Origin of the sequence: Nioella ostreopsis, from assembly GCF_004000255.1 — a bacterium.
Lineage (GTDB): Bacteria > Pseudomonadota > Alphaproteobacteria > Rhodobacterales > Rhodobacteraceae > Nioella > Nioella ostreopsis.
Genome location: NZ_RCIQ01000009.1, coordinates 17,982 through 40,309, shown reverse-complemented (window position 1 = coordinate 40,309; position 22,328 = coordinate 17,982). Strand labels below are relative to the sequence as shown.

Annotated in this window: 26 protein-coding genes; 13 read left to right on the top strand and 13 right to left on the bottom strand. The window is 64.1% G+C overall.

What is annotated here, in order from left to right:
- Positions 1 to 10: 10 nt before the first annotated feature.
- From EP237_RS11000 to EP237_RS10990, 3 genes are all read right to left on the bottom strand, one after another.
- A complete protein-coding gene (locus tag EP237_RS11000) occupies positions 11 to 508 on the bottom strand; it encodes a hypothetical protein (RefSeq protein ID WP_127560949.1) in 498 nt (165 codons plus the stop codon).
- Positions 509 to 511: 3 nt separating this feature from the next.
- Positions 512 to 1,024: a hypothetical protein gene (locus EP237_RS10995; protein WP_127560948.1), complete on the bottom strand. Its 513-nt coding sequence runs from the start codon at positions 1,022 to 1,024 to the stop codon at positions 512 to 514.
- A 61-nt stretch (positions 1,025 to 1,085) separates the two neighbouring features.
- Positions 1,086 to 1,673: an FMN-dependent NADH-azoreductase gene (locus EP237_RS10990; RefSeq protein ID WP_127560947.1), complete on the bottom strand. Its 588-nt coding sequence runs from the start codon at positions 1,671 to 1,673 to the stop codon at positions 1,086 to 1,088.
- 221 nt (positions 1,674 to 1,894) lie between these two features.
- On the opposite strand from EP237_RS10990, the gene EP237_RS10985 reads away from it, so the two are divergent.
- The 3 genes from EP237_RS10985 to EP237_RS10975 all read left to right on the top strand — a co-directional run bounded on the left by EP237_RS10985 (position 1,895) and on the right by EP237_RS10975 (position 4,228).
- A complete protein-coding gene (locus EP237_RS10985; RefSeq protein ID WP_127560946.1) occupies positions 1,895 to 2,785 on the top strand; it encodes a LysR family transcriptional regulator in 891 nt (296 codons plus the stop codon).
- A 1-nt stretch (position 2,786) separates the two neighbouring features.
- Positions 2,787 to 3,668: a DMT family transporter gene (locus EP237_RS10980; protein ID WP_127560945.1), complete on the top strand. Its 882-nt coding sequence runs from the start codon at positions 2,787 to 2,789 to the stop codon at positions 3,666 to 3,668.
- A gap of 71 nt (positions 3,669 to 3,739) precedes the next feature.
- Positions 3,740 to 4,228, top strand: a complete 489-nt coding sequence (locus tag EP237_RS10975; RefSeq protein ID WP_127560944.1) for a ClbS/DfsB family four-helix bundle protein — start codon at positions 3,740 to 3,742, stop codon at positions 4,226 to 4,228.
- Here EP237_RS10975 and EP237_RS10970 read toward each other — a convergent pair.
- Positions 4,225 to 4,557 (bottom strand): ArsR/SmtB family transcription factor, encoded by a 333-nt coding sequence (locus tag EP237_RS10970; protein WP_127560943.1) that lies wholly within the window; start codon positions 4,555 to 4,557, stop codon positions 4,225 to 4,227. The two genes, EP237_RS10975 and EP237_RS10970, sit on opposite strands and share 4 nt — an antisense overlap.
- 243 nt (positions 4,558 to 4,800) lie before the next feature.
- On the opposite strand from EP237_RS10970, the gene EP237_RS10965 reads away from it, so the two are divergent.
- The 6 genes from EP237_RS10965 (at position 4,801) to EP237_RS10940 (ending at position 8,579) form a co-directional block, all read left to right on the top strand.
- Positions 4,801 to 5,133 carry an AtpZ/AtpI family protein gene (locus EP237_RS10965; RefSeq protein WP_127560942.1) on the top strand — a complete coding sequence of 111 codons (333 nt, stop codon included), beginning with the start codon at positions 4,801 to 4,803 and terminating at the stop codon, positions 5,131 to 5,133.
- Positions 5,134 to 5,271: 138 nt separating this feature from the next.
- Entirely contained in the window at positions 5,272 to 5,991 is a 720-nt protein-coding gene (locus EP237_RS10960) for a F0F1 ATP synthase subunit A (RefSeq protein ID WP_276316993.1), read from the top strand.
- A 55-nt stretch (positions 5,992 to 6,046) separates the two neighbouring features.
- Positions 6,047 to 6,271 carry a F0F1 ATP synthase subunit C gene (locus EP237_RS10955; protein WP_071691233.1) on the top strand — a complete coding sequence of 75 codons (225 nt, stop codon included), beginning with the start codon at positions 6,047 to 6,049 and terminating at the stop codon, positions 6,269 to 6,271.
- 83 nt (positions 6,272 to 6,354) lie between these two features.
- The gene (locus EP237_RS10950; RefSeq protein ID WP_127560941.1) at positions 6,355 to 6,882 is read left to right on the top strand and encodes a F0F1 ATP synthase subunit B'; all 528 of its coding nucleotides are present in this window, start codon (positions 6,355 to 6,357) and stop codon (positions 6,880 to 6,882) included.
- Positions 6,879 to 7,442, top strand: a complete 564-nt coding sequence (locus EP237_RS10945; RefSeq protein WP_127560940.1) for a F0F1 ATP synthase subunit B — start codon at positions 6,879 to 6,881, stop codon at positions 7,440 to 7,442. Before EP237_RS10950 ends, EP237_RS10945 begins: the two co-directional genes overlap by 4 nt.
- Positions 7,443 to 7,559: 117 nt before the next feature.
- Positions 7,560 to 8,579: an alcohol dehydrogenase catalytic domain-containing protein gene (locus EP237_RS10940; protein WP_127560939.1), complete on the top strand. Its 1,020-nt coding sequence runs from the start codon at positions 7,560 to 7,562 to the stop codon at positions 8,577 to 8,579.
- A gap of 44 nt (positions 8,580 to 8,623) precedes the next feature.
- Here EP237_RS10940 and EP237_RS10935 read toward each other — a convergent pair whose 3' ends face one another.
- The 4 genes from EP237_RS10935 to EP237_RS10920 form a co-directional block, all read right to left on the bottom strand.
- The gene (locus EP237_RS10935) at positions 8,624 to 9,199 is read right to left on the bottom strand and encodes a hypothetical protein (protein ID WP_071691228.1); all 576 of its coding nucleotides are present in this window, start codon (positions 9,197 to 9,199) and stop codon (positions 8,624 to 8,626) included.
- 63 nt (positions 9,200 to 9,262) lie between these two features.
- A complete protein-coding gene (locus tag EP237_RS10930; protein ID WP_127560938.1) occupies positions 9,263 to 10,252 on the bottom strand; it encodes a P1 family peptidase in 990 nt (329 codons plus the stop codon).
- On the bottom strand, positions 10,252 to 10,992 hold the full coding sequence (locus tag EP237_RS10925) for an SDR family oxidoreductase (RefSeq protein WP_127560937.1): 741 nt from the start codon (positions 10,990 to 10,992) through the stop codon (positions 10,252 to 10,254). Before EP237_RS10925 ends, EP237_RS10930 begins: the two co-directional genes overlap by 1 nt.
- Before the next feature lie 60 nt (positions 10,993 to 11,052).
- Positions 11,053 to 11,814, bottom strand: coding sequence for a helix-turn-helix transcriptional regulator (locus tag EP237_RS10920; RefSeq protein WP_127560936.1), 762 nt, complete (start codon positions 11,812 to 11,814; stop codon positions 11,053 to 11,055).
- Positions 11,815 to 11,860: 46 nt separating this feature from the next.
- Between EP237_RS10920 and EP237_RS23820 the strand changes: the two genes are divergently transcribed.
- Positions 11,861 to 12,043, top strand: coding sequence for a hypothetical protein (locus tag EP237_RS23820; protein WP_420812517.1), 183 nt, complete (start codon positions 11,861 to 11,863; stop codon positions 12,041 to 12,043).
- Positions 12,044 to 12,404: 361 nt separating this feature from the next.
- On the opposite strand, the gene EP237_RS10910 is transcribed toward EP237_RS23820, so the two are convergent.
- The 5 genes from EP237_RS10910 to EP237_RS10890 all read right to left on the bottom strand — a co-directional run bounded on the left by EP237_RS10910 (position 12,405) and on the right by EP237_RS10890 (position 20,426).
- Positions 12,405 to 13,406 carry a succinylglutamate desuccinylase/aspartoacylase family protein gene (locus tag EP237_RS10910; RefSeq protein WP_127560935.1) on the bottom strand — a complete coding sequence of 334 codons (1,002 nt, stop codon included), beginning with the start codon at positions 13,404 to 13,406 and terminating at the stop codon, positions 12,405 to 12,407.
- 16 nt (positions 13,407 to 13,422) lie between these two features.
- The gene (tdh, locus tag EP237_RS10905; protein ID WP_206052285.1) at positions 13,423 to 14,448 is read right to left on the bottom strand and encodes an L-threonine 3-dehydrogenase; all 1,026 of its coding nucleotides are present in this window, start codon (positions 14,446 to 14,448) and stop codon (positions 13,423 to 13,425) included.
- A 13-nt stretch (positions 14,449 to 14,461) separates the two neighbouring features.
- Positions 14,462 to 15,649: a glycine C-acetyltransferase gene (locus EP237_RS10900; RefSeq protein WP_127560933.1), complete on the bottom strand. Its 1,188-nt coding sequence runs from the start codon at positions 15,647 to 15,649 to the stop codon at positions 14,462 to 14,464.
- A 92-nt stretch (positions 15,650 to 15,741) separates the two neighbouring features.
- A complete protein-coding gene (locus EP237_RS10895; RefSeq protein WP_127560932.1) occupies positions 15,742 to 16,986 on the bottom strand; it encodes a lytic murein transglycosylase in 1,245 nt (414 codons plus the stop codon).
- A 248-nt stretch (positions 16,987 to 17,234) separates the two neighbouring features.
- Complete coding sequence (locus EP237_RS10890) at positions 17,235 to 20,426, bottom strand: reductive dehalogenase (RefSeq protein ID WP_127560931.1); 3,192 nt, start codon at positions 20,424 to 20,426, stop codon at positions 17,235 to 17,237.
- 403 nt (positions 20,427 to 20,829) lie between these two features.
- Between EP237_RS10890 and secE the strand changes: the two genes are divergently transcribed.
- The 3 genes from secE (at position 20,830) to rplK (ending at position 22,326) form a co-directional block, all read left to right on the top strand.
- Positions 20,830 to 21,024, top strand: coding sequence for a preprotein translocase subunit SecE (gene secE, locus EP237_RS10885; protein WP_127560930.1), 195 nt, complete (start codon positions 20,830 to 20,832; stop codon positions 21,022 to 21,024).
- Positions 21,025 to 21,214: 190 nt separating this feature from the next.
- The gene (nusG, locus tag EP237_RS10880) at positions 21,215 to 21,748 is read left to right on the top strand and encodes a transcription termination/antitermination protein NusG (RefSeq protein ID WP_071691219.1); all 534 of its coding nucleotides are present in this window, start codon (positions 21,215 to 21,217) and stop codon (positions 21,746 to 21,748) included.
- A 125-nt stretch (positions 21,749 to 21,873) separates the two neighbouring features.
- Positions 21,874 to 22,326, top strand: a complete 453-nt coding sequence (rplK, locus tag EP237_RS10875; RefSeq protein ID WP_127560929.1) for a 50S ribosomal protein L11 — start codon at positions 21,874 to 21,876, stop codon at positions 22,324 to 22,326.
- Positions 22,327 to 22,328 lie beyond the last annotated feature (2 nt).

The window sequence follows — 22,328 nt, the reverse complement described above, 5'->3', positions numbered from 1 at the left end:
TGGGGGTGAGTCAAGCGTCGGTCAGCGCCGCGTCCACTGCAAGCCAGTCGTTACAGATCTGCACAACACAATTGCTGCCTTGCCGAGACATCAGAAAGCCGATGGCATAGTGACCCGAACCCTCGAAGGGGCGTATGACAACCCGGTACACTGTGGATTTCGCGTTCTCCACGCGAATGTCTCGTTCCTTGACCACGACGGAGTGAACGGCGGAAAGCGGGAGTGTCTCGGTCTTGCGCCGAAGGGCGAGCTTGCGGGTGTACACCACCTGATCGGCATCACGGTCAAAGATCAGACGATGCCAGCTGTTGCGGGCAAGAAAAGCGATGACCAACGCACAGGCCGCCAGCCCGTAGCCCAGATAGGCCGGCCAGATGATCTCGCCCCACAGGTGAAATGGCACAGCAGCGGCGAGGAGCAGCAACGCGATGAAGATGTAGACGAGAGAGAGCTCTCCATCCTTTTCGCTGAGCACCAGACGCCGGTCGTTTGAGTCCTGAACCTGCATCCATCAGTCCTCGCAGGTCGCATCCAGCCGCGTGATATCCCCGCCCAACATGTCCGAGCTGTCGGGCGCATGTAGCTGGAAGGACCGACGCAGGGTCAGGCTGTCCCATTCTTCCTGGGTGACCGGCGGGCGTTCATGGGGCCAACTGCCGGGATCGCCATAGAGCGTGATGGCCATGGGTCCGCGAAAGTCCTGCCCGACGAAGGTCAGCCCTTCAACATCCAAGGCATAAAGCCCGACCAGATCGGCGGCGACGGTGCGGCTGGTGGTGATCAGGGTCCAGAGCCTGCCGGTGATGTGGCCATCCAGCCCCATGGTGCCGGTCGCCAGATGCGCCGTGGCGCCGCCTTCCTGCCGGAAACTGCGCAGGGTCTCGAATTCTGCGGTGCCATTCAGTTCCACCCCCGGTGGATAGGGGCCGATGCCATGGGTGATCTCTACCGAAAACGTAATGGTGCACGTCAGGGCCATGACCTGTCCGGGCAGAAGCATCAGTAGGACCGCAAGGCGTAGCATGCGGGGATGGTAGCACGGGGCGAGAGACTCCGGCAAAGGTTTCCCTCGCCCCGGTTGTCGCTCAGGCGGCCAGGGCTAGCGCGTCGATCTGGTCGCGGGCCGATTGCAGGGTGCCATCCGGGTCCAACGCCAGACGGTCGGCTGTCACGAACTCTACGTCCTTGATGCCGATGAAGCTGAGCACATGGCGAAGGTAACCGGTGGCAAAGTCGATCTCGGACCCGGCCTCGGTCCCGCCGGAGGCAACGATGACAATGGCGCGCTTGCCGGTCAGCAAACCCTCGGGCCCGGTTTCCGAATAGCGGAAGGTCACACCGGCGCGCGCCACCTGATCGACCCAGGCCTTCAGCGTGGCGGGGACGCCGAAATTGTAGATCGGCAGGCCGATGACCAACGTATCGGCCGCCTTCACCTCGGCGATCAGGTCATCCGACAGGGCAAGCGTGGCGCGCTGCTCGGGGCTGCGCTCGGCCTCGGGGGTGAAATTCGCGCCCACCCAGGTCTCGTCGATCAACGGCAGGCCGTTGGCAAGATCGCGGGTGGTGACATGTGCCCCGGGGAAGCGTGCGATGATCCGGTCAGCGAGGTCGCGGCTGATGGACCCTTCGCGGCGGGCGGAAGCGTCGATGCGGAGGATGGAGGAGGTCATGGGATACTGTCCTTGATTGTCTTGGTTTGCGTCTGAGACTGAAGGTAGTCAGTCTCTCAGCGCGCAAAATACGCGTCTTGAAACACTGAATGTGCGAAATTGCGGAATTCCGCCTGAGCGAACCGATTTCCGTGCGCCGTGCCTTTCCCCTTGCCCTGATGAACAGAGATGGCATCATGGTCGCGGAAGCGTGATGTGATGCACAGACAGGACGACAGCCGATGTCATTCAGCGATTGGGACGAAATCCGCACCGCCTATCAGGTGGCGCGCATGGGCACGGTCAGCGGCGCGGCCGAGGTGCTTGGGGTGCATCATGCGACGGTGATCCGCCATATCGACTCGCTGGAGGCGCGGCTTGGGGCGAAGCTCTTTCAGCGACATGCACGCGGCTACACGCCGACCGAAGCGGGGCAGGATCTTCTGGCCGTTGGCGGGCGCGCCGATGACCAGTTCACGCAGCTGGCCAGCCGCATCAAGGGACGTGGCAACGAGGTGACGGGCGAATTGCTGATCACCTCGCTTAACGTCATCGCGCCATTGGTTGTTCCGGCGCTTGGCGAGTTTCAGGAAGCCCATCCAGAGCTTCAGATCCAGTTCCTGACGGATATGCGGCTCTACCGGCTGGAATATGGAGAGGCGCATGTAGCGATCCGGGCGGGCAAGCCGGGCGACAATCAGGACAACATCGTGCAGCCCTATTGCACCCTGTCCACGGTCCTCTGCGCCACCAAGGACTATCTGGACCGGTTCGGCCCGCTGACCGAAGACAACATCACGCAACACCGCTTCATCGGCACGGCGATGGAAAACCCCCGCGCGCCCTTCCTGCGCTGGCTGGTGGACGTGGTGCCGGAGGAATGCATCCGGTTCCGCTGCAACGACACCGACAGCATGCGGCAGGCGGTGATGGCGGGAATGGGGGTCGGCTTTGTCTCCAGTCTCGACCTGCAAACCGATGACAACCTCGTCGAGATGCTGCCGCCGCTGGAGGAATGGTCGGTCAAGCTGTGGCTGGTGACCCATATGGACCTGCACCGCACGGCGAAGGTGCAGACCGTTCTGCGCTTTCTCAAGGAAAAGGTCAGCGACTGGCCCGTGGACCCGGCCTGACATGACCGGCGGGTATCGCGGCCATCTGGCCATGCTGGCCTTCTCGGCTCTGGTGGCGGGGTCATTCTCGCTTGGCTCGATGACGGCCAATCACATCGACCCGGCGGCCTTCAACGCGGTGCGGTTCCTTTGCGGCGCGGTTGTGGTGTCCTTGATCGTGCAGGCGCGCGGCGGGTTTCACCGCCGGCATTTCCACGCCCCGTGGCGCTACCTCGTCCTTGGCGGGCTGTTCGGCACCTATTTCGTGCTGATGTTCGAGGGGCTGAAGACGGCCCCGCCGGTATCCGCCGCAGCCGTTTTCACGCTGACCCCGATCATGACTGCTGGCTTCGGGTTTCTGCTGCTCAGCCAGATCATGACCGGGCGCATGGTGCTGGCGCTGGCCATCGGAGGGGCGGGGGCGCTTTGGGTGATCTTCCGCGCGGACATCGCGGCGCTGCTGGCCTTCGAGATCGGGCGCGGCGAGGTGGTCTACTTCATCGGCTGTATCGCCCACGCGATCTACACGCCGATGGTGCGGATGCTGAACCGGGGCGAACCGGCGCCTGTCTCCACCTTCGGGACGATGTTGGGCGGCGCCTTCGTGCTGTTCATCTGGGGCGGGGGCGAGGTACTGGCGACCGATTGGGCAGCGCTGCCCGGAATTGTCTGGATCACGCTGGCCTATACGGCGGTCTTCGCCACGGCGGTCACCGTGGTGTTACTGCAATTCGCGTCGATGCAGCTGCCGGCCTCCAAGGTCATGGCTTACACCTATCTCACGCCTACCTGGGTGATCGGGTGGGAATACTTCCTCGGCAACGGACTGCCCACGGCTTACGTTCTGGGGGGCGTGGCGTTGACGGTTCTGGCGCTTCTGCTGCTGCTGAAGAACGACGGCTGAGATTGCGCCGGATCAAGGTCGCGGTGGCCGGGTGAAGCTAGTCTCTGCGCGGACCAGAGAGGAGACGCGCCATGCCCGCTGCAACCAACCGAGCCGACCTGTTGGCTGTTGCCGAAAAGGAATATGCCAAGCTCGACAAGGTGATCTCCGGTATCCCCGAGGATCTTGCCAATCGCGCGTTCGAGGATGGGTGGAGCATCCGCGACGTGATCCTGCACCGGTCGCACTGGATCGAGCTGTTCTTCCAGTGGCTGGAGGAGGGCGAGGCGGCTGAGATGCCCGATCACGGGGTGAAGTGGAACCAGCTGAAGCCCTATAACGCCGGGTTGCGTGAGCGATATGCGGATCAATCCTGGCCGGCGGCGCGGACGCGTCTGGCAGACGGGCATGCGCGCCTGATGGCCTATCTGAACACGCAGGATGATGCAGCGCTTTATGGCGGGCCGATGCCGGGGGGAACCGGCTGGACCACGGGGCGATATGCCGAAGCGGCGGGGCCGAGCCACTATCGGTCTGCGGCGAAGTTCATCCGGGCCTGTCTGCGGGCGGCCAAAACCTAATCCGGGCGGTCGCCAAGCTCTTGTTCAAGGAAAGCCTCGAACGCGTCGAGGTTGACCGGCTCGAACTGCCCAAAGCCCTGCATCCAGACCGAGGCGGATTTCAGCGCGTCGGGTTCCAGCTTGCACCACTTTACCCGGCCGCGCTTTTCCTGGCTGATCAGGCCCGCGCCCGCGAGGATCGTCAGGTGCTTGGAAATCGCGGCCAGCGACATTTCGAACGGTTCCGCCACATCGGTCACGGCCATATCATCCTCCAGCAGCATCGTCAGGATGCGGCGGCGGGTGGGGTCGGCGAGGGCCGAGAAGACTGTGTCGAGATCGGATGTCATTTGCGCGGATATCCATGGCCGGACGAGGATCGTCAACCATCTGGTTGAATATACCGTCAACCGATCGGTTGAATATATGAAAACCTGAAATGCCGGGTCGGGCAGCTGTGCCGTCTTTGTCGCATGCAGAAAAACTCGCATATAATCAATAAATTAGACGCTTTGAAAATGTGGAAACTACGCGTTGACTCTGTGGGGTGCTCTGCCTAGTTTCCGCCCGAACCTCTGAAGGGGGCGTTTTCCATGTCCGACGGGCCCGATCCTGACCGCTTGCAAGACTTCGAACAGCGGCTGGAACGACTGAAAGCCGGGCAGGAAAGCGACAAGCCCCATACCGAGGAACACTATTCCATGGCGCAGCATGCCTGGCGGATGGTGATAGAGCTTGTGGCCGGTCTGGGGATCGGATTTGGCATGGGCTACGGATTGGATGCGCTGTTTGGCACATCGCCGTGGTTCATGGTGGTTTTGACATTGCTGGGCTTCGTGGCCGGGGTGAAGACGATGATCCGCTCTGCCCACGAGATCCAGAAAGAAAACGAAGCGGCGCTGGCCGCGCGCGATGAAGGGGAATGAGACGTGTCCGAAGACGCACAAGAACAGACCCACGGTGAAGAGGCGGTTGTCGCAAACGGCGCTGACGCAGCCCACGGTGCAGACGCAGCAGCGGCCCACGGCGCCGATGCCGCTCATGGTGCCGAAGGTGGTCTTCAGATCCACCCGATGGACCAGTTCATCGTCGAGCCGCTGTTTGGCGACGGCCCGATTTCCTTCTACACCATCACCAACGTGACCCTGTGGATGATGCTGGCGATTGTCGGCGTGTTCATCCTGATGGTCATGGGGTCTCGTGGCCGGGCCATCGTGCCCTCGCGTGCGCAGTCGGTGGCGGAACTGACCTATGGCTTCATCCGCAAGATGGTCGAAGACGTGGCGGGCAAGGACGCGCTGGCCTTCTTCCCCTATATCATGACGCTGTTCCTGTTCATCGTGATGGCCAACTTCCTTGGCCTTCTGCCGATGAGCTTTACCACCACCTCTCATATCGCCGTGACCGCGATCCTCGCGATGGCCGTGTTCCTGACCGTGACCGTCGTCGGGTTCGTCAAGAACGGCGCGGGCTTCCTCGGGCTGTTCTGGGTGTCCTCCGCGCCGATGGCGCTGCGGCCGATCCTCGCGATCATCGAACTGATCTCGTATTTCGTGCGCCCGGTCAGCCACTCCATCCGTCTTGCCGGCAACGTCATGGCTGGCCACGCGGTGATCAAGGTGTTCGCGGGCTTTGCAGGCGTCCTCGGCCTCGGGGCCGTGGCACCGGTGGTGGCGATCACCGCAGTCTACGGGCTGGAGGTTCTGGTGGCCTTCATCCAGGCATACGTCTTCACGATCCTGACATGCGTCTACCTGCGCGATGCGCTGCATCCGTCGCACTAACCGCACGTCTCAAGAAACCAACATATCCAAACTTCCAATCGTAAGGAGATATCACATGGAAGGCGATCTCGCACACATCGGCGCAGGCCTCGCAGCAATCGGTTCCGGCGCAGCCGCAATCGGTGTGGGTCACGTGGCAGGCAACTTCCTGTCCGGCGCCCTGCGCAACCCGTCGGCAGCAGCCGGCCAGACCGCAACGCTCTTCATCGGCATCGCATTCGCAGAAGCACTGGGGATCTTCGCATTCCTCGTCGCTCTGCTGCTGATGTTCGCCGTCTAAGCCTTTCGCGAACCATCCTTACGGCCGGGCCGCTTGCCATGCGTGCGAGCGGTCCGGTGTAACCAGGTTCCTCGGAGGACAAGATGGCCGTTGACGCACACGACGCCGCCGCTTCCGCACCCGGAATGCCGCAGCTGGACTTTTCTACCTTCCCGAACCAGATCTTCTGGCTCGTGGTCACCATCGTGGTGATCTACCTGATCCTGTCTCGCGTCGCTCTGCCCCGGATCGGGGCTGTTCTGGCCGAGCGTCAGGGAACCATAACGAATGATATCGCCGCCGCCGAAGACCTGAAGCGTCAGGCCGCCGCCGCCGAGGACGCCTATAACAAGGCCCTCGCCGACGCCCGTGCCGAAGCCCAGGCCATCGCAGCGGAAGCCCGCGCCGAGATCATGGCCGACCTTGCGGATGCAACCGCCAAGGCCGATGCCGAGATTTCTGCGAAAGCAGCGGAATCCGCCGCCCGGATCGACGAGATCCGTGCCGGCGCGCTGGAAGCCGTGGAGGCGGTCGCCCGTGACACCGCAGCAGAGATCGTGGCCACGCTGGCACCGACCGCATCCGATGATGCGTCGATTGCCGCCGCTGTCACCGCACGTGTGAAAGGATAAGGGATATGAAACGCCTTGCAGTTCTTTTCGCACTGATCGGCTCGCCCGCTTTCGCGGCCTCGGGTCCGTTCTTCTCGCTGTTCAACACCGACTTCGTGGTGCTGATCTCCTTCCTCGTCTTCGTCGGGGTTCTGGTCTACTTCAAGGTGCCCGGCATCCTGATGGGCCTGCTGGATCAGCGCGCCGAGGGCATCCGCAACGAGCTGGACGAAGCCCGCGCGCTCCGCGAAGAGGCACAGACGATCCTCGCCTCCTACGAGCGTAAGCAGCGTGAAGTGGCCGAGCAGTCCGAGCGCATCGTTGCCCATGCCCGCGAAGAGGCACAGATTGCCGCCGAGCAGGCCAAGGCGGACCTGAAAGCCTCTATCGCACGCCGACTGGCCGCAGCCGAGGACCAGATCGCATCGGCCGAAAACAGCGCCGTGCGCGAAGTGCGCGACCGGGCCATCAGCATCGCTGTGGCCGCCGCTGCGGAAGTCATCGCCGCCCGGACCAGTGCTGCCGATCAGAACAAGCTGATTGACGGTGCCATCGAAGAGGTTTCGGCCCGCCTGCACTAAGCACGCACCGCCGACCGACAAAAAGCCCCCGGCTGACGTAATGTCACGCCGGGGGTTTCCTTTTTCCGCCCCACGCGCTTCCCTATCTCAGGCGTTCAGCCCCAAAGGAGAGCCGACATGACCCTGCCAGACACGATGACCGCGCTTGTTCTGCGCGAAGACGGATACGCCAGTGGCAGCGCGGGTGACATGCCGACTGACCTCTCCGAATTTGTGTCGCTCTCTACACTGCCCGTGCCTCAGCCGCGCGAGGGGCAGGCATTGATCAAGGTTACCCGCGCCGCCGTGAACCCCTCGGACCTGATGTTCGTCTCTGGCCAGTATGGTCAGCCGCGCAAGGCCGGGATGCCTGCAGGCTTTGAAGGTGTGGGCGAGGTCGTGGCAGGCGATACGCCGCTACTGGGCCAGCGGGTCAGTTTCTTCGGTATGGGGTGGGGCACCTGGGCGGAATATGCCATGGCGGATGCGCGCATGATGATCCCCCTGCGCCCCGACCTGCGGGACGAGGACGCAGCAGGGCTGATCGTCAACCCGATGACCGCGATGGCGATGTTCGACATCGTGCGGGCCGATGGGGCCGGGGCGTTCCTGTTCACCGCTGGTGGATCGCAGCTTGGGAAATTCATGATCGGGCTGGCCAAGGATGCGGGCATTGCCGCCATCCCCGTGGTGCGCCGCGCCGAACAGGCCGAGGCGCTGAAGGCGCTTGGCGCTGCGGATGTACTGGTCAGTTCCGCCCCGGATTTCGCGGTCCGGGCCAAGGCGGTCATGGCTGAACACAAACCGCGTATCCTGCTCGATGCGGTGGCCGATCAGGTGGCCGCCGACCTGTTCTTCGCCATGCCGCGCGGGGCCCGGTGGGTCTGCTATGGCAGGCTGGCCACCACGCCGCCCCGCCTCGACCAGATGGGTCAGTTCATTTTCATGGGCAAACGGATCGAAGGGTTCTGGCTCTCCAGCTGGATGCGAGAGACCGCGCCCGAAAAGGTAGCAGCGCTTGTCGGAGAGGTTCAGGGGCGCTTCGCAAGCGGGGCCTGGCACACGGATGTGTCAGAGGTTCTGCCGCTCTCTGAGGCACTTGACCGCTTCCCGGCGGCGCTTGCCGCCAAGGATGCCAAGGTGCTGATTGCCCCCTAAGAGGGGCGATGGCCCGACCGGCTTGGCCGGGCCATCCAGCGGGATCACATCCCGAACATCATCATTTCACGGAAGTCCATCTGCTCCAGATGCTGGACCATCACGTCCTCGTCGCCATCCTCGGCCTGCACAAGGATCCGGTTGCCGATCAGCGCCGACAGGTCCCCATCCTGATTGAGGAAGCTCTGCCGGTTGATCCGCACGATCGGCCCCATGGCGGCCATCATCTGTGCGTTCCCCAGCATCGCCCCCATCGAGGTGACCATCGGATTGTCCGCCATCAGCGTGATGGTAAAGCAAGCCCCCGGACCGCAGTATTCACCGCGCGCAATGGTGCCACCGCCGATAAAGCCCATGCCCTGGGCCGCATCCTCGTCAATGGTCATTGTCCAGCCGTCCAGCGCCGCAGGCAGGAAGCCCTGCAACCCTTCGGCCACCAGCCCATTCAGCAGTTGCTGCGCATAGGCAAGTTCTTCCAGTGCGTATTGGATGTCGCCGGCACCATAGGCGTCCATGGCGGATTGCAGCGTGGCCATGACCTCATCCTCATGCGAGTCCGCGAGGGCGGGCAGGGGGGATACGGCCAGTGTTACGGCGGCTGCGATTGCTGTCAGTCGCATGTGAAATCTCCGTGATCAATACAATGCGCGTAGCCTAGCGCTTTGCACCGCAAAGACCAAGCCTCAGCCGAATGCCTGCTGCCAGGTGGGCAGGGGGTCGCTTTCGCCCTGTGTCGCCTCGTAGACCCCGCGCGCGATGGCCCGCGCAAGGCACAGCGCCGCCGCGTGTCCAAGGTGCAGCGCGTCCCAGACCGGGTCGGCCAGGGGCCGCTCGCCAGTCGCGGCGGCAAAGACCAGGTCCCCGTCCATCGGCGTATGGCTGGGATAGATCGCCCTCGCCATGCCGTCATGGGCGGCGGTGGCCATGCGCGTGGCCTGCGCCTGCGTCAGCGCCGCATCGGTGGCGACGATGGCAATCGTCGTGGCCTGCCCGGGCCCGCCCTTGTGGCGCGGGGGCTTGCTGGCATCGAACCCGGGCGCGGGGCCAAGCCCGCCGAATTCGCCACCCATTTCGAAGGGTGCAGCCCAGAAATGCCCGGTATCGCCCACAGTCACCTGACCAAGCGCATTCACCACCACGAGCGCCCCGACCGTGTGGCCAGAGGGCAGCACGACCGAGGCCGAGCCTAGCCCGCCCTTCAGGTCCGCAATAATCGCCCCCGTTCCGGCCCCGGCTGTGCCAAGGGCGAATGCCCCCCCGGCAGCCTTCGCCGCCTCGGCCCCGAGCCGCTTATAGGGATTCTCGCGCCAATCCTTGTCACCCCCGTTGATCAGGTCGAAGACGATGGCTCCCGGCACAATCGGCACCAGCTGATCGCCTACGGCAAAGCCCCGCCCCTGCGAACGAAGCCAATCCGCCGCGCCAGAGGCTGCGTCCAGCCCGAAGGCCGATCCGCCCGACAGCACCAGTGCATCAACCTCCTGCACCGTCTTGTCGGGGGCCAGCAGGTCGGTTTCCCGCGTGCCCGGTGCGCCGCCCATCACATGCACGGCGGCGGTGAAGGGCCGCTCGGCCAGCAGCACGGTCGCGCCGGTCTTTACCCGGTGATCCTCCGCGTTGCCCACCCGCAGGCCGGGCACATCGGTGATCAGGTTCAGGGGGCCGGGTCGCATCAGATACAGCGCCCCCCGTCCACTTCCATCGCCACGCCGGTCACCATGCTAGCCTCGTCCGAGCAGAGGTAGAGCGCCGCGTTGGCAATGTCCTCCGGCGTGGAAAAGCGCCCGATCGGAATGGTCGAGATGAACTTGGCCCGGATCTCCGGCGTGTCCTCTCCCATGAAGCTTTTCAGAAGCGGCGTTTCGCCCGCCACCGGGTTGACCGCGTTCACACGGATGCCGAAAGGGGCCAGTTCCACCGCCATCGCCTTGGTCGCGGTAATCATCCAGCCCTTGGAGGCATTGTACCAGTTGAGGTTCGGGCGCGGGCTGACCCCGGCGGTCGAGGCGATGTTCACGATGGCCCCTACGCCGGCATCCTTCATATGCGGCACGATCTCGCGCGCGGTCAGGTAGACCGACTTGGCATTCACTGCCAGAACCCGGTCGAACTCCTCCTCCGTCACGGTTTCCAATGGTTTCGGCAGATGGGTGATCCCGGCATTGTTGACCAGAATGTCGATGCGGCCCCAGGCGGTCAGCGCCGCCTGAGCCATGTCCTTCACGCTGTCGCCGCTGGCCACGTCCGTCACCTGCGCGATGCCGCCGATCTCTGCCGCAACAGCCTCCGCCGCCTCTGCGTTCAGGTCCACGACCATGACCTTCGCGCCCTCTGCCGCAAAGCGCCGCGCAATCCCCGCGCCGAAGCCCGATCCCGCGCCGGTCACGATGGCGGTCTTGCCGTCTAGTCTCATGTTCTTCTCCCCGCTTGTCGGGGCGATGTTTCCACGAAACGGCCGGGTCGGGAAGGGGGCTCAGCCGCGATCTGACAACACCAGCGACGCAAGCTGCGTGGCCGAGCCCACCCCCAACTTGCGCCAGGCCCGTTTGCGCAGGGTCCTGACAGAGTTCTCCGATACCCCAAGCGCCAACGCGGTCCCTGCCACGGACACGCCCCGCACCGCATGATCGCAGACTTCCGCCTCGCGCGGGCTGAGCGCCGTGAAAGGGTCCACGGCCCGGTCTCGCAACCCCGTGGCCGTCGCTCCCGCCGCCCCGACCAGCCGGTGCCGCAGCCCGATAAGTTCATGGGCAAGGGGCAGCACCTTGCGCAATCGCTCCAACTCGTCATCCGTCAACCAACCCGACTGATCCCCCCGCAGAAAGAAGGACACGAACCCGCCACGCCCGGTGCGTGACGCAACCGAGACCCGCTCGATCACCCGGTCACGGGCGTAGATCGGGGCGCGGGGGTCATCTGCAGGCGGGCGCCAGCGGTCGATGACCAGCCCGCCGGGTGGCGCACGGCGGATGCGGTCGACGAAATCGCGGCGCAGCGCGTCATGGGACGTGATCCGCCGGGCATTCACATTGAACCAATAGTCGCTCATCTGCCCGGACCAGACCGACAGGACCGGTTGCGGATTGCGCAGGTCCGGCACCAGGAAGGCGCCGAAATTGGCGATCTCGGCCTGGCTGCGGATATAGGTCAGCAGCGCCGCCCCGAACCCGTCCGTGGGCACAGTGGCAACCAACGCCGCCACCGGGTCGCGGGGCAGGGGGGATGTTTTGGCCATGGTCCGGTCCAGCTGAGGTGTTCTGAGAGTATGATTAGGCGCTCTTATGGCTCAGAAAAACCGGTATCTGCTTCGGGGGAGAATTTCGGAGCGGAAATCCCGCGAGCTTCTGCGGCTTTTCACGCTCGATATCACCGCCGACCGGGCGGCTGTTCTGACCGGTTTGAACCACAAGACGGCTGCCGCCCTCTATGGGCTTCTGAGGCGCAGGATGGGCGAGCTATCGTAGCAGGACTGCCCCTTCCGCGGCCAGGTCGAGCTGGACGAAAGCTACTTCGGACTGACCCGTCAGCGCGATCTCCCGATCTTCTCCGAGAACGGCGTCCATATCAACGGCATCGAGAGCTTCCGGAGCTACGCCAAGCGCCGCCACGCCAAGTTCAACGGGCTGAGAAAACCAGTTTCCAAACCTTCCTCAACGAAACCGAATTCCACTTCAACACGCGCGAAAAGGACCTCTATTAAATCCTTCTCAAATCGTGCAGAATGAAACCGCTCAGACACTGAGCTGGAATAGACCCTTAAGCAAAGAAGCAGGGGCCGTTCGGCGTGCGGCCGGAGAGACAATAGTGACCCCGGGCATGATCGGGTCACGCCACGTCCCGCGCGATCTGGAAGAGGGCGTCGCCGCGGTCCACCCGTCCGAGCGCGCGCATGGCGAGAATCATTCCATCGTAGCCAGAGACGATCTCGGTCGGGGCGCGGCTCGGGTCGTCCGGGTGGTGAATCGTGGCGAGGACTGTCCCGACGCCAACTTCGGTGCCGATTTCCAGCAGGGGCTCGAACACGCCCCGGTCATAGGCATGGACTAGGCCCTGAATATGCAGCTCCCGCGTGCCGCGCGTCTCATCAGGCTGATATCCCGGCAGCATCCCGACCGCATGCAGAACGCGGTTCAGCCCGCGCTCGGCCAGTGCCAGGATCTCGGGCGTCACCGCGCCGCCGCCGCCGAGTTCCGCGTTCACGGTCACGACCCCCTTGCGCGCGGCTGCTCCCATCGTGGTGCGCGCGGTGCTGTTCGGGCCGCCGCCGCCGATGAAGACCCAGGCGTAGGGAAGATCGAAGGCGGTCTGGAGTTTGCGCAGAGTTGCGGCTTCTTCCTCGGTCCAGCCCGGACAGCGCATGAAGGTCGGCGGATAGAAGAGGGACGCGCCGCCCGAATGCAGGTCGATGGCATAGTCGGCCATCGGCATCAGCACCTCTTCGACGTAATGCGCGATCAACTGGGTCGGCGTGCCGCGCGGATCGGCGGGGAAGGCGCGGTTGAGGTTGCCCTCATCCACCGGGGAACAGCGCAGGCCCGCGTCGGCGGCGGGGAAGTTCAGCATCGGCAGGCAGATGATACGGCCCACGATATCCTTGGGCCGCAAATTCTTGGCCAGCCGGTCAATCGCGATCTGGCCCTCATATTCGTCCCCATGGGTGCCGCCCATCAGCACCATGGTCGGCCCCTCACCGTTTTTCAGCACCGTGATCGGGACCGGAATGAAGCCATAGGCGCTGCGGGTGACGGAATGGGGCACGCGGAGATAGCCGGTCTGGCGACCCTCGGCCTCGTAATCCACCTCGGACGTGATCAGCGTTTCGGTCATTGGGCGCCTCCTTCGGTCAGCCCCAGTCCATCACAACCTTTCCCGCCTGACCAGAGAGCATCGCGGCGAAGCCGTCCTCGAAATCGTCGATCCCGATGCGATGCGTGATCAGCCCGGTCAGATCGAGCCCCGACTGCACCAGCGCGATCATCTTGTACCAGGTCTCATACATCTCGCGCCCGTAGATGCCTTTCACGGTCAGCATCTTGAAGATGATCTCGTTCCAGTCGACGGCAAACTCCGTGGGGGCAATGCCCAGAAGCGCGATCTTGCCGCCGTTGTTCATGCGGTGGATCATCTGGCGCATGGCCGCCGCTGCACCCGACATTTCAAGGCCCACGTCGAAGCCCTCGGTCATGCCGATCCGGTCCATCACGTCCTTGAGCTGTTCGGAGGAGACATCGACAACGGTCTGCACGCCAAGCCGCCGGGCAAGGTCGAGCCGGTAGGGCGCGATATCGGTCAGCACGACCTTGCGCGTACCCACCTTCTGAGCCACGAGCGCGCCCATGATGCCAATGGGGCCAGCCCCGGTGACCAGCACATCCTCGCCCACAAGGTCGAAACTCAGCGCAGTGTGCACCGCGTTGCCGAACGGGTCGAAAATGGCTGCGATTTCATCGGGAATGTCGTCGGGGATCGGCACGACATTCGATTCGGGGATGCAGAGGTACTCGGCGAAGCTGCCGGGGCGGTGGACGCCCACCCCCTTGGTGTTGCGGCACAGATGCCCGCGGCCCGCGCGGCAGTTGCGGCAGGTGCCGCAGGTGATGTGGCCTTCGCCAGAGACGCGCTGGCCGATCCGGTACTTGGTCGCGGCCTTGCCCATGTCGACGATCTCGCCGCAGAACTCGTGGCCCACGACCATGGGGACCGGGACGGTTTTCGCGCTGAATTCGTCCCATTTCCAGATATGCACGTCGGTGCCGCAGATCGCCGATTTCCGGACCTTGATCAGAACGTCCTGCGGCCCCGGTTCGGGGACCGGAACACGCTCCATCCAGAGGCCCGGTTCGGGCTTGGCCTTGACGAGCGCCTTCATGTCATTGCGCATGTCAGATCACTCCCATGTCATGGCCGACAGCGATGAAAGCATCGATGGCGGTGTCGAGTTCCGCGCGGCTATGGGCGGCGCTCATCTGCGTGCGGATGCGGTCCTGCCCTTTCGGCACCACCGGGAAGCTGAAGGGGGCGACGTAGACGCCCTTGGCATCGAGCCGCGCGGCCATCTCCTGCGCCAGTTTCGGATCGCGCAGCATCACGGGGATGATCGGGTGTTCGCCGGGCAGCAGGTCGAACCCCGCCGCGCCCATGCGGGTGCGAAAATGGGCGGCGTTTTCCATCAGTTGGTCGCGGCGGTCCGTGGACGCCTCCAGCATATCCAGCACCTTGAGCGAGGTGGCCGCAATGACCGGGGCGAGCGTGTTCGAGAAGAGATAGGGGCGGGAGCGTTGGCGCAGCCATTCCACCACCTCTTTCCGCCCGCTGGTATAGCCTCCGGATGCCCCACCGAGTGCCTTGCCAAGCGTGCCGGTCAGGATGTCGACCCGGTCGGCGACGCCGCAATGTTCCGGCGTGCCGCGCCCGCCTGCGCCCATGAACCCCACGGCGTGGCTGTCATCGACCATGACCATGGCGCCGTATTTGTCAGCGAGGTCGCAGATCTCGGGCAGCTTGGCGATATAGCCATCCATGGAGAAGACGCCATCGGTCGCGATCATCTTGAACCGCGCGCCTTCGGCGGCCTGCAACTGCGCCTCAAGGTCGGCCATGTCGGAATTGGCGTAGCGGAAGCGCTTGGCCTTGCACAGGCGCACGCCATCGATGATCGAGGCATGGTTGAGCGCGTCGGAGATGATCGCGTCCTCAGGCCCCAGAAGCGTTTCGAAAAGCCCCGCATTGGCGTCGAAGCAGGAGGAATAAAGGATCGTATCCTCGTGCCCCAGGAAGCGCGACAGCCGCGCCTCCAGCTCCTTGTGTTCCTCCTGCGTGCCGCAGATGAAGCGCACCGAGGACATGCCGTAGCCGTAGCGATCTAGCGCGTCATGGCCAGCTGCCACCAGATCAGGGTGATCGGACAGCCCGAGGTAGTTGTTGGCACACAGGTTGATGACCTCGCGGCCGGTTGATAGCCCCACGGTGCCCGCCTGCGGCGTTGTGATGACCCGCTCGGTCTTGAACAGGCCCGTGTCGCGCAGGCCCTCCAGCTCTTGCGACAGGTGGTCGATGAAAGCCTGGGTCATGAAATCCTCCCTCTGGCGTCGGGGCAAGGCTGCGCGCAGGACCCTGTCCTGTCACGCCCCGCCCGCGTCATGCAATGGCCCGTCCGCGACGATCAGGCAGTCTGGCGCAGGCGCAGCAGCAATGCGTCGGTGGCCACCCCGCTTTCCGGCAATCCTTGCGCCCGTTCATAGGCGCGGATCGCGCTTCGGCTGGCGGGGCCGATCACCCCGTCGCTGCCGCCGGTGTCAAAGCCCTGAGCGGTCAGGCGCTCCTGAACCTCGATCCGGCCCGCACGGGTCAGGCCATTTTCGTCGGGCGGATAGCTGCCGCGAATGGGGGGGCCACCGACCAGCCTGTCGGACAGGTGGCCGATGCCGATGACGTAGTTGTTGGCCGGGTTGTAGCGCCGGATCGCGGTGAAGTTGCGAAAGATCATCAGGGCCGGGCCGTTGATGCCCATCTGCAAGAGGATCGCCGCCTCGCCATGGTCGGGCACCCGGTTCCCGTCCATGTCGCGCACGCCCATCCCCATCCACGAGGCGACGGAGCGGGTGCGCGTCCGCCCGGCGAGGCTCTCATCAAACCCATCCGGCAGACGGACCTCGACCGCCCATGGCTGGCCACGCTGCCAGCCATGCCGGGCCAGATAATTGGCCGTGGTCGCCAGCGCATCGGTCGGGTCATCGTCCCAACAGCCGCGCCGCCCGTCGCCGTCGAAATCGACGCCATACTCTTCCAGCACCTCGGGCATGATCTGCGTGTGGCCCATGGCACCGGCCCAACTGCCCCGCATCTGCGCCACGGTCGTATCGCCCCGGTCCAGAGCGCGCAGGGCCGACATCAGCTGGCTGCCGAAGAACCGCCCGCGCCGCCCGTCGAAGGTCAGCGTCGCCAGAGCCGCGATGACTGGTGCGTCACCCTCTCGCGTGCCGTAAAAGCTTTCCATCCCCCAGACCGCGCACATGACGTGTTTCTCGACCCCGAAACGGTCCTCGATCGCCTGCAACACACGGTCATGCTGACGCAGCTTGGCGCGGCCCATGCTGATCCGCTCGTCCGAGGCGGCGATGGCCAGGTAATCCTCCATTGTGCGGTTGAATTCCGCCTGGTTGCGGTCGCGTTCGATCACCAGCGGCACATAGCCCACGCCGCGAAAGGCGCGGGTGACGGTGGCTTCGGAAATCCCGTTCTCCACCGCCCGCACACGAAACCCGGCCAACCATTGGTCAAAGTCAGCATTGGGAACGCTGCGCCATTCATCGCGGCTCACCAGCCCCGCGCCGCCGGTCACGCATCCGGTCAACAGCAGGGCAGGCATCCCGAGGGAAACGGCGCGGCGTGAAATCTGGAAAGGCATGAACACGGCTCCAATGAAACGGGTTCCACCAGCCTGCCCGCTCTGGTCCTCAGGCGCAACTGCCGCCTGCGCCTTGGACCGCATGCAGGCGAGCTCCTGCTTTCATCTTGGCCCAAATACCTCGGGGGAGTCGCCTGCAAGGCGACGGGGGCAGAGCCCCCTGAACGCGCTTGCAAGAGCGTTCGTCGCGGCCCGGCACGGGCCGCGCGGATCGACGTGCCGAAGGCACGGCGAAACCCCGATCCGTGTCAGAGATCCAGCTCGATCACACCGCCCGGCTCGGCCGCCCGGCTCTGACAGGTGATCATCGCCCCGGCCCGCTGCGCCCTGGACAGCACGAAATCCCGGTGCTCCACCTCCCCCGACAGAACCCCGCATTTGCAGACCCCGCAGATGCCGTCATCGCATTTCAGATCCACCGGAATGCCCGCCGCCTGCAATACCTCCGCTACTGTCTGGTCCTCTGCGACGGACAGCTCCCGCCCGTCCTTCAGGCGCAGAACGAAGGGATGGTTTTCAAATTCCGGCTGCTCGGGGACCGAGAAATACTCCAGATGCCGCGCCTCCTCGGGGAAACCCGCCCGGTCCGCGGCCTCGATCACCGCGCTCATGTAGCGATCCGGCCCGCAGGTATAGACATGCCAGCCGGGCCGGTAGCCGGCCATCAGCGCATCCAGATCAGCCCGCGTGTCTTCATCGGAAAAATGCAGGTGCACCCGGTCGGACCAGGGCATCGCGGCCAGGTCATCCAGATAACCCGCCGTGCCCCGCGACGAACAGGAATAGTGCAGCGCGAAATCCCGGCCCTGTCGGTGCAGTTCATGCGCGAAGGCGATCATCGGGGTGATGCCGATCCCGCCACCCATCAGCAGGGTCTTGGTGGCGTCCGGATCCAGTTCGAAATGGTTGATCGGCTTGGAGATGAAGATCTTCCGCCCCGGTGTGAAGATCCGGTGCATGAGCTTCGATCCGCCCCGCCCCTCATCCTCGCGCAGCACCCCGATCTGGTAAACCGACCGGTCCGCAGGGTCGCCCGACATGGAGTATTGCCGCAGAAACTCCGGTGCCACGACGATGTCCAGATGCGCGCCTGCCGTCCACTCGGGCAGATCGCCACCGTCCAGCGCGCGGAATTCGTATTTGGTCACGTCGGGCGTCATCTTTTCGGCCTTCGTCACCTCCACCCGGATCACCGGGGCGTCACCGGGCACGGTATATGCGTGCAAGTGGCCCGTCTCTCCCTGCTTCAGCCGCAGCTTGTATTCCTTGGCCGTCACCATTGCTTGATAGGCCTCGATCCCTTTTTCGCGATCCATGGGGAAGGGATATGGCCACGGGTGCGGCGCCAGCGGCGCGGGGTAGACGGCAAGCGTCTGGTCCTCGTATTTCAGATCGAGATCCTTCTGAAGATCGCGCCGGTTGAGCGGGTGCTGCGACGGGCGATAGGCCCCGTCCTCCTCCAGCTCGATATCCCACCACCATTTCTTGACGTCATTTAGCCCGCCATTGCCCACGGCATCATCCAGCCGGGCCAGCAGTGGCGCGGCCTTGGGCAGAGTCATCGCGGCCCATCGGAAGGGTTTTTCAGCAAACAGCCCCTCAAGGTTCCACGGGCAGGTCTTCATGCATCGCCCGCACATGGCGCCGCCCTTCGTGGTGATCCGGTAGGTGGCGCATTTCTGGCTGTCGGATTTCCAGATCTCATAGCCGTTGAACATCAGCTTCGGCCCGGCGGTGATCGCGCCGGACGGGCATTCGCGGGCGCATTTGTTGCAGCTCTCGCAAAAGCGTTGCAGGCCGAAATCAATCGGCCTGTCATGGGCCAGCGGCATATCGGTCGTCACCACACCGGATTTCAGGCGCGGGCCGAGATAGGGGTTCAGGATGACCTCGCCGATGCGGCTGACCTCCCCCAGTCCCGACAGCAGCAGCAGCGGCGGTTGCAGCACCTCGCCATCCATCACCGTGTGGGCCTTGGCCTTGTAGCCCAGATTGCGGATCTGCTGCGCAAGGACACCGCCGAGCAGCGAGAACCTCAGATAGGCGCGCATGGATTGGGCGACCGAGATCCAGTCGTCGCCGCTGGCGCCTTCCATGGTTTCGTAGCCCTGGTCGATGATCATGCTGATCGCCTGATCGTGGGGCGGGTCGATCGGGTTGCCCACGGCGTCGTGGGAATACCACGCCCAATCCGGGCAGCGTGACAGGCCAACGGCGTCCACGCCGAGGAAGTAGCTCGCGGCCTTGATATTCGCGGCGTTGCGGGCGGCATCTGTCGGGCGCGGGCCGTCGGGGTTTGGCGCGCCATCCTGGATCAGTACAAAGGCCCCGAGCGCTCTGCGCTGCGCATAGGAGGGCGCGGATTTTCGGGCGTAGTGGCCGCCCTTCGCCCCGTCCTGCAGCGCCTTGCCCATATCGCCGAACTGCGCGCGGGCGAACATGTCGGCACGTTTGGGAACACGGGCCACGCGGGCCTCGTCGATATAAGTCGTGGGGCTGTCGACGCGCTTCAGTTTCTCGAACGGGTGCCCGCCATCGACGAAGCGGCGCTTGTCATAGGGGTTGCGATTGAGCGCCGAGCGCTGCACGCCCATGCCAAGCCGCCATGCTGCGCCACCGGTTCCGGGATTGTCCGCAAGCGGCCTGTCGCAGGCCAGATCCATCTGGCAGGTGACAACCGCGACGCCAAACCGCTGGCCGATGAAGGGCGCTGTCAGCTGCCCGCCGTCCACCCGCGCCAGCCCCGCCGCCACGGTCAGCTTGTTCAGGTCCACATCACTTGCGGCGCCTGAATGGGACTTGGCGGCAAAGCCCAGAAGCCGCAGGTAGTTGGCGATGACGCTGGCGGTCTCGTTGGCCCGCAGGCAGGCCCGTGCCTCCAGCGCACCCGTCAGCCAGTCGCAGCCCTCCTCGTCTTCCGCCGGTTCCCGAGGGTTCTCGTAAAGATAGACGATGGCGTGCGTGTGTCCCGCCACCGTCGTCGGCGGGGCTTCCATGCTGTCTTTCAGATCCGCCATGATCATGTCGATGCCAGAGGCGAGCGTGGTGGTCTGGCGGGTCTTCAGGTCATGGGCCAGCCGGTCGATATCGGGATTGCGAATCGGATCGACCAGCAGCGCGGCATCGGGCAGGCGACAGATGCCGACCATCGCGGCATCGTTGAAATATCCGAAGGCCTTGAGGTGATTGGCGCGTTCCACCGGATCAGAGGGAATTTCGGAGGGCACCGGGTTCACCATACCGTCACGGATCGCGTCCAGCATCGCCTGGTATTCGCGCATCGCGTTCACGATGCTTTCGGGCGCGTCGGGCCTGTGGAACCTGACGGCGCGCATTTCCGGGACCGCCGACAGATCCGCGTTCTCCTGCCGTGTCAGCCGTTCCATCGGGAAGGGGCCCAGATGGACGGGCCGATTGCGGTCGGAGAAGAGGCGGGTCATTGGCGGTCCCGGAGTTCCGTGAGCGGATGCCCCTTGCTTAGCCGAAGCAGGCGGCGCTATTCTGTCACCCGAATGGATGACATGCCCCAAACACCTCCGTCGGAGGCGTCACTCCCTGTCCACAGGAGCCCCCGCGCCTGCACTGCGTCCCCCTCACCACGCTTCCGTGGCAACGCGGACCGACGAGGCCTCCCGCGCAAGCGGGGGGTTGAGGAGGGTCGCTCTCCGGTCGACGCCGGCAGGCGGCGAAACCGCCTTTTCGTATGCACGGGGGGTGTATAGGGGGTGTACGGGGTGTATACGCATGGCGACAGGCCATTTTGCCCCGCTTGCCCGCCTTGCGCCGCCGGTCCCCCTTGCGTATATACCCCCGGTCAGACGCACTCATCCGGATGAAGATTCCATGGCCACCAACCCGCTTCAGTTCCTGCAACAGACCCGTTCGGAGGTCTCCAAGGTCGTATGGCCGACGCGGCGCGAGGTGCTTGTGACCACTCTGATGGTCTTTGCTCTGGCCATTGTCGGTGCGATTTTCTTTTCCTTCGTGGACATCCTGATCCGGTGGGGTCTGGAACTGATCCTGACGATGACTGGCTGACCAGAAGAAACCCGGGCCGAACCCCTTGATTTTCCGTCACTTGGGGGGTAGGTCACGGCTCACTTTCCCGGAAATGGCGTGCGTCGATTCGTGATGCGCGCTGTTTTTTGTTCGGCCCGGTTTGGGTAAGGCATTGGGAACACTTGGAAATTTTGGGGTCGGTGACCCCGGGCTTGAGGAACGGGCAGGTATGGCGAAACGGTGGTATTCGGTCTCGGTGCTTTCGAATTTCGAAAAGCGCATCGCCGAGCAGATCAGGACTGCCGTGGAAGAAGGCGGCCTGCAGGACGAGATCGAAGAAGTTCTGGTTCCCGAAGAGGATGTGATCGAGGTGCGTCGTGGCAAGAAAGTCACCGTGCCGCGCCGCTTCATGCCCGGCTATGTGCTGGTCCGCATGGAAATGACCGACCGCGCCTATCACGCCATCAACTCGATCCCGCGCGTCACCGGTTTCCTCGGGCCGCAAGGCCGCCCGATGCCGATGCGCGACGCCGAGGTCAACGCGATCCTGAACCGGGTCGAAGAGGGCGAGGCGCAGCCGCGATCGACCATCACCTACGAAATCGGCGAGAAGGTCAAAGTCAACGAGGGCCCGTTCGAGGATTTCGATGGCATGGTCGAAGAAGTGGACGACGCCAATCAGCGCCTGAAGGTGACGGTGTCGATCTTTGGCCGGGAAACCCCGGTCGAACTGGAATTCACGCAGGTCACCAAACAGGCCTGACGTGATCATTCGTGGGAGGCGAGGGCACGCGTGTCCGGACCGCACCACGCTAACCACCGAGGGCGCAACGCGTTGCGTCTTCATAGGGCGGGAAGATCCCCGCCGATGATAGAAGGAGAGGCCAAATGGCCAAGAAACTGATCGGCAAGATGAAGCTGCAGATCAAGGCGGGGCAAGCAAACCCGTCTCCGCCCGTGGGCCCGGCCCTCGGTCAGCGCGGCATCAACATCATGGAATTCTGCAAGGCGTTCAACGCCAAGACGCAGGAGATGGAGCCGGGTTCGCCCTGCCCGACCGTGATCAGCTACTACCAGGACAAGTCCTTCACGATGGACATCAAGACGCCCCCCGCGTCTTATTACCTCAAGAAGGCAGCTGGCCTGAAATCCGTCGGCAAGCGCAACCGTCCTCGTGGCGCCGAGAATCCCGGCCGTGAAACGATCGCAACCGTGACCGTCAAGCAGGTCCGTGAGATCGCGGAAGCCAAAATGAAGGATCTCAGTGCGAATGACATCGAAGCAGCGATGAAGATCATCGTCGGTTCGGCCAATTCGATGGGCATCGAGGTGAAAGGGTAAAC